Origin of the sequence: Emticicia sp. CRIBPO (genome assembly GCF_009905725.1) — a bacterium.
Lineage (GTDB): Bacteria > Bacteroidota > Bacteroidia > Cytophagales > Spirosomataceae > Leadbetterella.
In genome coordinates this window covers 138508-152113 of sequence record NZ_JAAAKV010000003.1, presented here as the reverse complement: position 1 = coordinate 152113, position 13606 = coordinate 138508, and the positions used below count along the sequence as shown (strand labels likewise).

The window sequence follows — 13606 nt, the reverse complement described above, 5'->3', positions numbered from 1 at the left end:
CTGTTTATTTTTAATGTTTAATTTCTGTTTAATAAGGCCAGGCCTCTTTTATCTGTTTTTATACTCAATAATTTTCCCTGTTCAGCTTCAGTGACCACCAGGCCCAGGTCACCATCAACATCGAATGCACAGTTGGTTGGATTCTTCCCCGGCAGACTTATTTCTTCTGTAAGATGCCCTTCAGGATTAATAACCGCTATTTTCCCTGTTCCGTAAACTGCCACATAGAGGTTGCCTTGTTCATCCAAAGCCATCCCGTCAGGACCACCCGGGCCGTCGGGACCTTTTATGTCAGCAAACACCTCCGGGTTGTTCCAGGTCAGGTTTTCTGCATCCCAGTCGCCCACCCAGACCCTGTGCTGATAGGTTTCGGCGATATATAACTTATCCCCCTCCGCATTAAAAGCCAGTCCGTTGGGAAAAAACAGGTGATAAGCAATGATTTTAACCTGATCGTTTTTATCCAGGACGCAGACATATCCCGTCGGCTCTTTTCTTGAATTACCCGGACAGGTAAAAACCAGGTTGCCCTTCCCGTCAAAAGCCAGGTCGTTCGGTTGATTCAGCGGTTCATTGCCGACATGAGCGGCCATCGTCCGGGTTTCGCCTGTTTCAGGATCAAAACGGCGGATTTCGTTATTGACCGAATCACAAAACCAGATTTTTCCTTCTGTTTCTATTGCAATTCCGTTGGGACCACCTCCGACGCAGAATCTGTTCAATGCCCCGTTTTTCAATCGCACCAGGCTTTCTCCTTTCAGTTCCACCAGCCAGAGACTTCCGTCGGGAGCAAACGCAGGGCCTTCCGGAAACCTGAGGCCTTCTGCCAGCACCTGAATTCCTTCTTTTATCAATGTTTCCATATTATTGACTGATTATCGTTGCTTCCCTGTCCATTCTGAAAAACCAGACCAATGCCATCCCTATAAAACCTCCTCCCAGAACATAGACCACCGAAAGCAGCGACAAACCCATAGAAAGACCTATGGAAGGTTTTAAAATACCGAGTATCAGGGGTGATGAAGCCCCCGTGATGAAAGCACAGGCCAGCATCAGTCCGTAAGACGACGACCTGATGGCCGGGCTGACCACCTCGTAAAGCGACGCCACAATATTGGAATCATACCATCCCCTGAAAACCCCGAACAAAAACATGGCTATATAAAGCAAAGTCAGATCGTCTGCTGAGCCCATGATATAAATGAAGGGAGCCCCCAGCAGTAAACCGAACATCTGAAGCATCAGACGACTCTGAGGGCCTCTTTTCAGCGTAAAATAATCTGCCAGCTTAGCCCCGGACAACACTCCCGCAAACGCCCCGATGTGGTGATAGAAAAGGGACGAAAACCCCGCTTCAGAAAGCGACATCCCGAATTTCTGTACCATAAACATCGGCATCCAGGTCAGATAGCCGACATTGACAAACACCATGCAGGCGAAGGCCAGGGTGAGCAAAACTACCGTCGGTTTTTTAATGATGATCTTGGCGGTCGCTGCTATTTCTTTTCTTATTTCAGCGGACGAAGCATGGGTGACGATCTTCGCCGGGGCGTCTTTCTGTACCCTCAGAAAAAAAACGGCAGCCAGCAAAACACCCAGGCCTCCGAAGAGGTAAAAGGCGGCTTCCCATCCATAGTTTTCACCGATATAGCCGGCAATCAACCCACTCAGGATGATGCCGAAATAAACGGCCGTCTGATGAATGGACAAGGCCAGTGAACGGTTTTTCTCATGGTGCTCACTGAGCAGGGCATTGGCCGAAGGGGCATAAAACGCCTCTCCGCCACCTGTGGCTATTCCCCTGAGCAGGATAAACTGAACCAGGCTGGCACATAGTCCTGTGGCCAGTGTGGCCAGCGACCAGAACAGGAGACTGAAGCCTACAATGTTCTTCTTAGAAAAAATATCCCCGAAAAACCCGGCAACAGGCACCAGTAATCCATAGGTACAGACCAAAGCCGAGGCAATCAACCCCAGTTCGGCGTCAGTCAGTGAAAGGTCTTTCTGGATCAGCGGCAGCACCACATTGAAAATCTGGCGGTCGGCCTGGTTCAGGAAAAATGCTCCCCACAGCAGTGCCAGCAGTTCCCAGCGGTACCAGCCCGAAGCGGTTTTCTTTATTTCTGCGATATGTTCTTCAGCTATCTTCATAATTTAACTTCTGCTTTCGGGGCATTCCAGGCCGACACACTGATGATGGCCGAGGGCTTATTCTCCGGCTCTCTCCATAACACGTCCGTTGTAATCTCTTTTGATTCGCCGGGAGCCAGCCACTCATAATTCGAACTGGCCACCATGGCCCTTTTGGTTCCGGTAATGTCCAGCTTGGTCATGAAAGCGGGAACTTTACCCGTATTGGTCACTTTAACTTTGATGACACTATTCTGAGCATCTTTATCCTGCTTACTGATCAGGATCAATGACAGTTTCGCCGATGTTTTTGCTACCGTCGGTTTCAGCCACGGACCTTTGTCCAATGATATCCAGTTGATCGGTGTCGTGGTATATTCCTTATAAAAAGCCGGGTCTTCCATCCTGGAGATAACCCTCGGATAGTAAAATGACCTTGAAATCAACTTCCCTGAAGCATCTTTCAGCTCTGTAAGGACAAACAGAAAACGATCACGGTAATCTTCCGGAATTTTGAAAGAAGCAACTTCGTAAGCATTGGTAACCGACGGTCCGGCAGCCACACCCACCGTTTTCTGAAATTGTGCCAGCGAAGTAAACCCGTCATCAAATACCTGGACCGACACCTTGGCCGCTGTCAGGCCAGTGGGTAATGAATGGGTAATTTTCACCGGCAGTTGAATGGTTTCCCCTGATTTCCAGAGCAATCTCGGGATATCCACCGCTACGTGGGTCGGCTCGTAAGTTCTTTTGAGGAAATAGTAGGGAGCCGCAGCATTACCGAACCAATCCATCAGCTGGATAGCGATCACAGGCCAGTGGCGTTTGAACACCCAGGGCATCAGTCCGGTCGTAACGGGATAATTGCCCTGCACCTTTTCGGAAAAGACCTGGTAAAACTCCCCTGCCCCGATTTGCGACGCCTCAGCAATCTCGTCGATCGACGGATCTTTCATGTCCGAAATATGCGAAGCACGGCTCAGCATCCTCGGCACACGGCCCGGGCCATATTCTGTAAAATGATGTACAAAATCCGGGTGGTTGTTCCTGAAGTCCTTGTCCCACATTTTGCCGAGGTCAAAAAACTCTTTGTTGTCCACCGTTTCATAAAACACGCCTGCCTCAGGAATAGAGTGCATCCCCGTCTCGGAAATAAACGGTGCTTTAGCATAGCTTTTATTGTACCAGACCGGGTCCATGTCCGGGTAAACGTGGATGGCTCCGTGATCAGGAGTCGTTCTTTTGAATGAACGGCTCGGGTCAAAAATCTTCAGATTTCTCTCCAGGATACCGATCGATGTGGCATTGCCGTAAGAGTAAGCGTTGAATTCATTTCCTCCGCACAAGATCGCCAGCGAGGGGTGATTTCTCAGTCTCAGGATGTTCTGGACCACCTGGGCCTCCCAGATGTCCTGCGGATAATCCGGTGTATCCTGGTTTCCGATCGGGAAATCCTGCCAGACCATCAGTCCGAGTTCATCGCATAAATCATAAAAATGTTTGGTTTCGAGTATGCCGCCACCCCAGATCCTGATCAGCTGCACACCCATATTCTTAGCCGCCTGCAAAGTCCAGCGGTACCTTTCCTTGTTCAGGTCGAGCAGGATGTCCTGCGGAGTGAAGTTCATCCCTTTGACAAACAATTTCTGCCCGTTGATCACAAATTGCCAGTCGTCCCAGCGGTCGCGGGTTCTCGGACCGGCAGAAGTAATATATTCGATGGTCCTTATCCCGTGGTTGAATTTTATCTCATCCACCACTCTCTGGTCCTGTATCAGCCTGATATGGGCCACATACATATCAGGATTTCCGAGCCCGTTAGGGTTCCAGAGCTTAGGATTGGTCAATACGATATCTTTTTCAAGCCAGTTTCTGCCTTTGGTCAGATCGGCTTTCCAGCTCTTTTTCAGAGCAGATTTACCGTTCAGGGTAAGTTCAAATTCCACGGCATAGTTGCCCGTTACCTTTTCAAACTTTTGCCCGAAATTATCCGGATGATCCAGCTGGGCGTTGGTCCATGGATGCATTTTCAGACCGGATGAGGTCTCATTTGCCATGATTTCCAGCGATAAATGCATGTTGGCCGACGTATTTTTCTGTATGGATTGAGTAGTGAGAAACGGTCTTTCCAGGTGGATTTTCGGCACCACCTCCAGGCGAACGCCCTGCCACATGCCTACACTGAAAAACGGTTCTCCGCCTGTACCGCCCGAAATCGCCCAGGGCTTGATGATCTTGCCTGTAGCCCGCGGATTGAACCCGGTTTGTTTGGAGAAATCCCGGTCGCCGTTAGCGGTAATCGGCAGCTTTTCAAACGCTGTCGCCTTGTTTCCCCAGTTACCAGCTTTTACCTCCACCACTATTTCATTTTTAGCTTTCAGGTATTTACTGATTTCTATGGTCGGGCCGCCAAACATGCCTTCATGCACACCGATCAGCGAGTCATTGACCCACACTTTGGAAAAATAATCCAGTCCTTCAAAACATAGAAACACGTAAGAATCCGCTGCTTTTGCAGGCAAATCGAAGGATTTTGTGTAATACCAGGCCTTCTCATCCACCCAGGCATACTGCAGGGCATTTTTGTTGTAATAAGGATGAGGCAGCTTCCCGGCTTTAAAATAAGACCATTGGATGGAGTTAGGAACGGAAGTTTTAAAGGCGTCTTTGATGCCCGATAAGTCTTTCAGCGAGGTGACAGGCTGATCCATGTGTCCCAGGGTCCAGCCTTCGCCGGATAAGTCGACCTGCTGTGTCCCGGATCTTTCCGTTACGCGGTAGGGTTGCCACAATTTTGCCGGACCGGCAGTCTGGGCCAGCACCGTTTGCTGAAATAATAAACCTAAAAATATCAGTCGGAGTAAATTCATGTTTTCAATAATTTTAATGGTTGATTTTCAATGCATCCATGATGCCTTTCATATATCCTATCCCAAAAAGATTCCCTTTCATTTCGTAGCCGTGCTGCTGGTTTGATTCTCCGGCCATGGTCGGCACATGGTCTGACCGCAGCGGTCCGTCAAAACCCACCTCCTGGTAAGCCCTGAACATGTCTACCATGTCCGTAGGGCCGTTGTCATGAAAAGTCTCCCTGAATTGCTCCGGACCACCTTCCACATCACGGATATGGACAAAAAACAGCTTACCCGCCTTCCCGAATTCATGGATCAGGCTTCTGACATCCTCGCCCATGGTGGTGTAGGTTCCCTGGCAAAAGGTCAGGCCGTGCGATAGACTGTCTGCCAGGCTCAGGGCTTTTCTTGCGGCTTCTGCACTGATAAAAATCCGGCCTATACCCCTCAGGGTAGGTACCGGTGGGTCATCAGGGTGCATGGCCAGCTTAACACCCGCTTTTTCTGCCGCAGGCAATACTTTTTTCAGGAAATAAGCGTAATTCTCCCAGATCTTTTCTGCAGGAATTTCTCCGTGAACCGTCAGCGGCAACTTTTCAGCTTCCCTGGCATCAAAGCCTGACACCATCGCTCCGCCCCGTTCTTCCATGTGCGTGTTGGTCCTGAACCAGCCTGAAGCCATAAAATTGTAGCAAAGCAGACGGATGTCCAGTTTACCCATATTTTCAAGCATCTGAGCGTATTTATCAAGGTCTTCGTCGCGTCCATCCAGCCCCAATTTAATCCGGGTCATGTCAAACTGGTCACCTTCCATCCCGATGAGGTCAAATCCGTTTTCAGCAAAAATCGCTTTCGAACGTTTCAGGGCTTCAAAGTCATAAGGGGGCAAATCGCCCGTTAATTCGGGTGCCAGCTTGGCAATGGCATGACTGATGCCCATCTGCCTGGCCAGCACCCATTTCTCGTCCGGTTTATTTCCAAAGAACAGGAAGGAAAGTTTCATCTTAACGGTCTTAAAAAAAGAATTATAGGTTGAATAATAAATGTTTCTGATCAGGATTGGTAGGGTTTCGGCTTGTCGTATCCCCGCATGAGCAGCAGTCCGCCATCCAGCGTAATGGTTGCCCCGGTCATATAACTTCCGGAGGCTACAAGATCGACAATAACCGAAGCCACTTCCTCCGCTTTACCGAACCTGCCCATGGCTATGCCTTCGTTGACTTCCTTTAAAAACACCGGGCTTTGCCTGGCCGCCAGCGTCATATCGGTTTCAATGGCACCCACCGCGATTGTATTGACTTTGATCTGATGCGGGGCCAATTCCAGGGCGACGCCTTTCATCAGCGTATCCAGTGCGTTTTTTGAGGCTCCGTAAGCACTTTGTCCCACACCAGGACGGAGGCCGTTGACGGAAGTGACACTGTAGATACTCCCCTCCGTCTGAGATTCCACCATGTAGCGGCTGATGGTCTGGGTCAGGAACAAAGCTCCTTTATAATTGATATTCAGAAAGGTATCCACATCCTCTTCCGTAAAATCAAGGAAGTGTTTTTTATAGGAAACCCCGGCGTTATTCACCAGGATATCGATGCCTCCCATGGTTTCCCAGGCCTGGTGACCAAGCTGAATGGCCTGTGTGGTGTCGCCCAGGTCAGCCTGAAATACAAAGGCTTTCCCTTTCATTGATTCGATTTCCAACTGCAAGGCTTCAGCTTCGGCCTTGTTCTCAAGGTAGTGAATGCCCACCATGGCCCCTTCTCCAGCCAATTGCAAGGCAATCGCCCGGCCGATTCCCCGGGAAGCTCCCGTCACCAGGGCTTTTTTATGCTCCAATCTTTTCATTACTGAGCTGTTTAATATTTGCTATCTCATGTTCACTTAATGCCCGGTCAAAAACCGCCAGTCCGCCGATCTGACCACAGAAGAAATTACCCATTTCGCCGAGGCGATGCACCCCGCCAACCGTAAAGTCAGCACCGTTTTCGCCTGCGTCAAATATTCCTTCTTCATAAATATAGGGATTTCTGCCGGGTCTGTAATCAGGTTTTCCGTCCAGGAACGAGCAGATTTGGTATCCGTCATAGGTGAACCCAACGAAGGCCCAATCCTCATGAGGTACCTTGTTTTGACCGATGGAAGCGTCCATGCACCATTTTTCACCGGGTGTCGGTCCGCCCACACCTGAAATATGCCCTGCCACCTGGTCGCTGCTTTCGTGGATCCAGAGGTTAAGAAAAAGACAATACTGGCGTTTCTTTTCAGACTCCAGCCACATCCCTGCAATGGCTTCGCACTCGCCGGGAATGATGGTTTTACGGTCCCGCTTAACCCAGGCCAGTACGGTTATTTGTGCTTTTTTCCCATGAATATTCAGTCCGGGGCAATCTGCCCTCGGAACAGAAAGATACTGTCCTTCTTCCAGCCGTACGGAGTATCCGGAAACCGGCCCTTCTTGCAGAATTTGCACACCATCCCCTTTCAGTTCATAGGCATATCTCCCTGAAGACCTCAGAGAGCCTTCTCTGAAATCCCAGAAACACAGCAGGTCCGGGTAATCAGTTATCTTCATTTCACAGTCAATTTAATAACCCCGGAACGCTTAAACTCAGGCAGGTTGACCTGGTTATTCTTTAACTTTAAAGTCTGCCCGGTGTCCTCCCATGGGTTATAAACTGAGGCATTTTTCACCTTAACTTCAAACGGCAGTTTAAAAGATTTTCCTTTGATCGTCTGAGGTTTAAGGCCCTCATTCAACTCAGATTGCCAGGTATTGGCTTTGTCGCGAAACCAGACCAAAACGTGTTTTTTACCCTTTAATCCATAGATAGTCAGTTCACCATGCCTGACTTCGAAAGGTTCAAATGCTTCCTTCCCGGGGTCAATGCCTTCGATAGCTTTATTGAAACGGGCCAGGTGATACCATAAGTCGTGCTTATCGATGTAGTAATCCCAATGCCAGCTCTGACCGGGACCCGCAGCTCCCGCGAAAAACGCAGCAAACAGATAATCATGCAGCATCATCCCCTCAGTGTCTTTCGGATACAGCAGCGAAGGACCTGCATGATGAGGTTCAACAGCACCTACTTCAGAAAGAATGACGGGTTTGATTTCGCCGAAACCACGGAGTGTGCTCACAGCGTCGTAAGCCAGCACATCCACAGCCCCGCGGGTGACAGGCAAGGCCCCACCCTGGTCCAGGTAGCGGTGCACCTGGGCAATTTCATTATCCGGAATCACAGAATAATCGTGATAAAGCCCCTTGGCCTGTTCCGTATCAAAGCTACCCAGACTCTGCATCGCCAGGTGATTGGGAAAACGTTTCTTTAACTCAGGAAGCATTGCCTTTGTCCAGTCCAGTATGATTTTCCGGTCCGATACTTTGACGGCATTGATTTCATTCCAAAGCTCCCAGCCAAAAACACCGGGGTGGTCCTTATATCTTTTCGCGAAAAAATCCACCCTTTTGAGAAACAGGTCTTTCCCTTTCTGAGAGGTAAAATATTCGTCCATTGTCGACAAAGGGCCTCCGTTTCCGGTATAATAAATGGGTTTATCAAACGGCACCGAACCCGCAAACATCGCCGGACGGTTGGTCAGGTCCCGGAAGTTTTCAAGACAAAACTTAACTTTGATATTGTATTTACCCGCTATTTCCAGGATTTTGTCTATTCTCCGGGCGATGACCTCATCGTACTCGCCTGCTTTTTTATGTTCTACCTCAAACATAGGGGCACTCAGCCAAACACGGGTAAAATTGCCACCGTTTTCACCCAGTTTTGTGAGGTAATGTTCCATTTTCATAATAACGGAATCTTCACTGCTGACAAACCTCGGCCAGCAGATGTTGATCCCCACCGGGATGTACGCTTTTCCGTCACTTAACTCCAGGTAGCGTGGATTTTCTGCACTTACTTTAACAAAAACATTGGATTGGGCAATACCAGGCCTGATCAGTCCCAGCAGCAGGCCGGCTATCAGCAGCCATTTTCTCTTGTTAAAATTCTTCATTGTTTTCATTTTAATTTTTCAAAATAAGGCAGCCGGACCTGTACCCGGCCGCCCATTCTACTTTCTCATTTAACCAATCAATAACCCGGATTCTGATCTGCTTTCGGATCAAGAGCGGTATTATAATTCAACTCTCCCACTGGTATCGGCCACAAAAAGTGCTTGTCAGCCACGTCTTTTCCCACTGCATTTTTGATGATCTGTTTTACTTTTTCTTTGCCCAGCCTTTTCAGGTCCAGCCATCTTTTGGCCTCATACTGGGTTTCATAACCTCTTTCTTTCAATACGAGATCATTAAAAGTATTCGTATTAAAATCCGAAAGTTTAAAATCAACTTCAGAAACGGCCGTGGCAGATTTGCCATAAGCCCTGCGATGCACCTGGTTCAGGGCGTCGAGGCCTGCGGCGGTCGGTCCGTTACCAGCCCTGTTGGATGCTTCCGCAAACAACAGCAGCACGTCGGCGTAGCGATACAAAGGCAGGTCGTTTCCTGCAGCGTCCTGACCGGGAGCCAGCGGATCCGAGAATTTCTTGTTCAGCAAACTGAAATCACCCAGACCGATGTTCCAGGAATACCAGTTATAGCTTTTTCTCAGGTCTTTTTCGTCCCAGGCGGCTATTACCGAATTTCCTTTCGAATCAGATGAATGTCCGTAGAAACCACCCGCACCATGCAGTTTTGAACCCGGATGATGGGCAAACATCGCGAAATACATGCCCTGACCCGCCAGTCTTGTAAACTTCAGGTAAAAAATTTCTTCAGAAGAACTGATCACCGTCGGCCCGAAAACCTTTTCAAAATCATTGGCAACGGTCACCGGAACCAACGAAAACTTGCCGGATTTGATCACTTCATCAGCTTTGGAAGCCGCTTCGGCGTATTTATTCTGATAAAAATACACATCTGCCAGTAGCGTCTTAGCAGCCCATTTCGACGGACGACCCGATTGTGCGGGCTTATCCAAAAGGCCTTCTTCAGCTACTTTAAGATCCGCGATAATCTGGTCAAAGATCTGAGCTTCTGCCGTTCTTTTGATATTCGGTTCATTCAGATTGGCTTCTGTTCTGAGCGGAACGGCTCCCCAGTTTCTCACCAGATGAAAATAAGCCAAAGCACGCAGAAACTTTGCTTCTGCCACATACTTATCCACATCGGCCTTCGAGATTTTCGTTCCTGCAGGGGCTTTCTGAATCACCAGGTTGGCGTTCCTGATGCTGAGGTATAACTGCGTCCACATACCGGATACCCTGGTAATGTTGGTACTGTTCAGGCCCTGAAAATCGGACAGGATAGCATAACTGCTGCCCGGACGGCCATAGCTGTAATCTGTATACGCCTCCAGCTGGGCAGCATATTCCCCGCCGAGTCCGCTGGCAGAGTTTCGCAGCGGAGCGTAAACGGCGTTCACGGCGGTCTCTACCTCACCGGCCGTATTATAAAAGGTTTCTACCGCCACCGCTTTCGGGGCTTCCTTCAGGATGTCTTCGCAGCCAGTCAGGAATAAAACCGGGAGTAAAAAAAATATCTTCTTCATTTCAATGTCGTTTAATTTTTTATTGTGATCAGAAACCAAGTCTTAAACCGGCAGTAACAGACTTCGAAGTCGGATAACTGAAGTGGTCAATGCCCTGTCCGATAGAGTTGGCACCGCCCTGTGAATTCACCTCGGGGTCCCACCATGAATATTTCGTAAAAGTCAGCAGGTTCTGACCACTCACGTACACCTGTGCCGAACGCATCCAGTTGACTTTCATGGCTTGCAAAGGCAGATTATAGGCCAGCTGAATATTACGAAGGCGGACAAACGACCCGTCTTCAATCAGGCGGCTGGAATAATTATAAGAGTTGGTTGCGGAAATCACCGGGTATTTGGCATTCGGGTTTGAAGTGGTCCAGTGGTCGTTCATCACCGCCCTCGGCATATTCAATCCGTAACCGTAATCCAGGGTATTGCTCACCGAACTGATGTTCAGCAGGTCATTTCCCTGAGTGCCTTGTAAAAACAGGGTCAGCTCAAAACCTTTGTATGACATTGCCGAGTTTACACCGAAGATAAAGTCAGGGTTCGGATTACCGATGATGGTTTTATCCAGTTGATTGATCGCCCCGTCGCCGTTCAGGTCTTCATATACTTCCCTGCCTGCTTCGTTGTATCCTTTGGCTTTGTACCCGTAAAACACGCTCATCGGTTCGCCTTCTCTCAATAAACTGGTGGCGTCATTGATCAGTGTTACGGCCAGACTTCCGCCTAAAATATCCTTACCACCATACAGTTTGACGACTTTGTTCCTGTTAAATGAAATGTTTGCCCCCAAATCCCACTTAAACGGCTTTTCTATGATGCGGGCATCGGCTGAAATCTCAAAACCTTTGTTCTGTATCTGTCCGACATTCTGTACCGTGCTGGTAAATCCGAAACTGGAAGGTAATTCGACAGTATTCAGCAAATCACGCGTGTTTTTGATATAATAATCCAATGATAACCTGTAACGGTTGTTGCTGAATCCCGCGTCGATACCGAAGTCAGCCTGCTCGGTGGTTTCCCATTTCAGGTTGCCCGGCAAACGTGTACCCGGAGCAAAGGTGTTGTAAAGGGCATCATCAAAAACCGTTTTACCAGATGAAAGGTTGTTCAATGTCGCGTAAGCCCCGATGGCCTGGCTGCCGGTAAGTCCCCAGCTGGCTCTCACTTTTACATCAGAGATATAGGACACATCTTTCAGGAAATCTTCTTCCGAAACCCTCCAGGCCAAAGCTCCCGACGGGAAATAACCCCATTTATTGCCTTCACTGTATTTCGAAGAGCCGTCTGCCCTGAAACTCACGGTGGCCAGGTATTTACTGTCATAACTGTAGTTGACCCTGCCCAGGTAAGACAAAAGCGTACTCAATGAATAACCGGAACTCGGAATGCCCGGTGTAATGGCGGAACCAAGGTTATAAGACTCAGGAATATTGCTCAGAAAACCAACGCCCGAACCTCCCAGTGATGTATTCTTGAAATCCTGGTAAGTCATCCCGGCCACGGCCGAAATGTTGTGTTTAGCTGCCAGTGTTTTGGTATAACTGATCGTGTTCTCACTCAGCATACTTCTGCCCTGAGACGCCGAAACAAAGGCCGAACCCTGTGAATTGATAAAATTAGTCGTAGTATAGCCATCATTGCGGTCGTCACTGTTTTCAATACCCCCGGCTATTTTGATGGTCAGTCCTTCAAACGGCCTGTAGATCAGGGCCAGGTTTGCCAGAACCCTGTTGGCGTCCACTTTATCTGAACTTTCATTGATAAAATTCAGCGGGTTGATCAGTACATTGGAGATAAAAGGATAGGCTGTTGCCAATACCCTGTAGCTGCCGTCGGCATTATACGGTGTCAAAGTCGGAGGAGCAGAAATGGCCGCGGCAATCAGTGAGTTCCCCCTGTTGCTTCCGCTGCTGTTCTGGCGGGCGGTTTTGATATTGGTCAGTGTCGCACTGTAATTCACACTGAACTTCTTGCTCACATCCGTCATCACGTTGGCACGGAGTGAATATCTTCTGTAATCGCTGCCGTGGATGATGCCCTGCTGGTCGAAAATACTGCCGCCCAGTGAAAATTTCGTCTTGTCATTTCCACCGCTGACGGTCAGGTTATGGGTATGCATCGGTGCTTTTTTGAATACCAGGTCCTGCCAGTCAAAACCATTACCGAAGCTATTGATCTGATCCTGTGTAAAATACGGGGCCTTCTTATCATTGGCCGCCTGCTCGTTATAAAAATTAGCGTATTCTGTAGCATTCATCAGGTCCATTTTTTTGCGGAGCGACTGCATGCTATAGCTGCCTTCATAATCTACCATGATTTTACCGGCTTTGCCTTGTTTGGTGGTGATCAACACCACGCCGTTGGCCCCACGTGAGCCGTAAATGGCCGTAGCAGAAGCATCCTTCAATATTTCTATCGATTCAATATCCGAATTGTTGATGATCGTCGGGTTACTGCCCGAAGTCGGGAAACCGTCTACCACATACAATGGCTCATTACTGCCCTGCACTGAGTTCGTCCCTCTGATCCTCACACTGATGCTGGCACCCGGAGCCCCGGTATTCTGGGTCACCTGCACGCCCGGAGCCCTGCCCGAAAGGGCCTGCAGCACATTGGTGGCCGGAAACGCATTGATTTCTTTTCCTTTGACAGAAGACAGGGAGCCGGTCAGGTCACTTTTTTTAACGGTGCCATACCCTACCACCACGACCTCATCCAGCGATTTGGCATCGCTTGACAAAACCACATCGATCACAGATTGGGTGCCTACCACCACTTCCTGTGTATTAAATCCTACAAAACTGAAGACCAGCACCGCAGCCTGATCAGCTACTGAAAGCTCGTAACCTCCGTTCACATTGGTTACAGCACCTTTAAGAGAACCCTTGATGGTCACATTCACGCCCGGAAGCCCTCCTCCTTCCGTGTCTCTGACACTTCCGGTGACTTTCCGTTCCTGGGCCTGCAGTTGCTGACAAAGAGCCAGCAGCAAAACCAGTAACATGCTTGAGTAATTTTTACATTTCATACTTTTAATTTAAGATTGAATTTTATAATATAAAATTAGATTTTATTATGATACAATTATAA

At 48.7% G+C, this 13606-nt stretch carries 9 protein-coding genes; all 9 read right to left on the bottom strand.

The annotated features are described in order from the left end of the window. Positions 1-17 precede the first annotated feature (17 nt). The 9 genes from GVN16_RS07450 to GVN16_RS07410 all read right to left on the bottom strand — a co-directional run bounded on the left by GVN16_RS07450 (position 18) and on the right by GVN16_RS07410 (position 13544). Positions 18-863 (bottom strand): SMP-30/gluconolactonase/LRE family protein, encoded by an 846-nt coding sequence (locus GVN16_RS07450; RefSeq protein ID WP_166563239.1) that lies wholly within the window; start codon positions 861-863, stop codon positions 18-20. A 1-nt stretch (position 864) separates the two neighbouring features. Beyond that, complete coding sequence (locus GVN16_RS07445) at positions 865-2151, bottom strand: MFS transporter (protein ID WP_166563238.1); 1287 nt, start codon at positions 2149-2151, stop codon at positions 865-867. Continuing rightward, the gene (locus GVN16_RS07440) at positions 2148-5000 is read right to left on the bottom strand and encodes a glycoside hydrolase family 2 protein (RefSeq protein ID WP_166563237.1); all 2853 of its coding nucleotides are present in this window, start codon (positions 4998-5000) and stop codon (positions 2148-2150) included. The genes GVN16_RS07445 and GVN16_RS07440 overlap by 4 nt, the downstream gene beginning before the upstream one ends. A 13-nt stretch (positions 5001-5013) precedes the next feature. Then, positions 5014-5985: a mannonate dehydratase gene (locus GVN16_RS07435; protein WP_166563236.1), complete on the bottom strand. Its 972-nt coding sequence runs from the start codon at positions 5983-5985 to the stop codon at positions 5014-5016. A 50-nt stretch (positions 5986-6035) separates the two neighbouring features. Beyond that, positions 6036-6824 carry an SDR family NAD(P)-dependent oxidoreductase gene (locus GVN16_RS07430; RefSeq protein ID WP_166563235.1) on the bottom strand — a complete coding sequence of 263 codons (789 nt, stop codon included), beginning with the start codon at positions 6822-6824 and terminating at the stop codon, positions 6036-6038. After that, positions 6805-7551 (bottom strand): LamG domain-containing protein, encoded by a 747-nt coding sequence (locus GVN16_RS07425; protein WP_166563234.1) that lies wholly within the window; start codon positions 7549-7551, stop codon positions 6805-6807. The genes GVN16_RS07430 and GVN16_RS07425 overlap by 20 nt, the downstream gene beginning before the upstream one ends. Then, positions 7548-8990 (bottom strand): hypothetical protein, encoded by a 1443-nt coding sequence (locus GVN16_RS07420; protein WP_229244093.1) that lies wholly within the window; start codon positions 8988-8990, stop codon positions 7548-7550. The genes GVN16_RS07425 and GVN16_RS07420 overlap by 4 nt, the downstream gene beginning before the upstream one ends. A gap of 77 nt (positions 8991-9067) precedes the next feature. Next, positions 9068-10525 carry a RagB/SusD family nutrient uptake outer membrane protein gene (locus tag GVN16_RS07415; protein WP_166563233.1) on the bottom strand — a complete coding sequence of 486 codons (1458 nt, stop codon included), beginning with the start codon at positions 10523-10525 and terminating at the stop codon, positions 9068-9070. 28 nt (positions 10526-10553) lie between these two features. Beyond that, the gene (locus GVN16_RS07410) at positions 10554-13544 is read right to left on the bottom strand and encodes a TonB-dependent receptor (protein ID WP_166563232.1); all 2991 of its coding nucleotides are present in this window, start codon (positions 13542-13544) and stop codon (positions 10554-10556) included. Positions 13545-13606 lie beyond the last annotated feature (62 nt).

Bases quoted from the DNA above. Each gene is read 5' to 3' on its own strand.
- GVN16_RS07420 (WP_229244093.1), bottom strand. From the start codon at position 8,990: ATGAAGAATTTTAACAAGAGAAAATGGCTGCTGATAGCCGGCCTGCTG.
- GVN16_RS07415 (WP_166563233.1), bottom strand. From the start codon at position 10,525: ATGAAGAAGATATTTTTTTTACTCCCGGTTTTATTCCTGACTGGCTGC.
- GVN16_RS07445 (WP_166563238.1), bottom strand. From the start codon at position 2,151: ATGAAGATAGCTGAAGAACATATCGCAGAAATAAAGAAAACCGCTTCG.
- GVN16_RS07440 (WP_166563237.1), bottom strand. From the start codon at position 5,000: ATGAATTTACTCCGACTGATATTTTTAGGTTTATTATTTCAGCAAACG.
- GVN16_RS07450 (WP_166563239.1), bottom strand. From the start codon at position 863: ATGGAAACATTGATAAAAGAAGGAATTCAGGTGCTGGCAGAAGGCCTC.
- GVN16_RS07430 (WP_166563235.1), bottom strand. From the start codon at position 6,824: ATGAAAAGATTGGAGCATAAAAAAGCCCTGGTGACGGGAGCTTCCCGG.
- GVN16_RS07425 (WP_166563234.1), bottom strand. From the start codon at position 7,551: ATGAAGATAACTGATTACCCGGACCTGCTGTGTTTCTGGGATTTCAGA.
- GVN16_RS07435 (WP_166563236.1), bottom strand. From the start codon at position 5,985: ATGAAACTTTCCTTCCTGTTCTTTGGAAATAAACCGGACGAGAAATGG.
- GVN16_RS07410 (WP_166563232.1), bottom strand. From the start codon at position 13,544: ATGAAATGTAAAAATTACTCAAGCATGTTACTGGTTTTGCTGCTGGCT.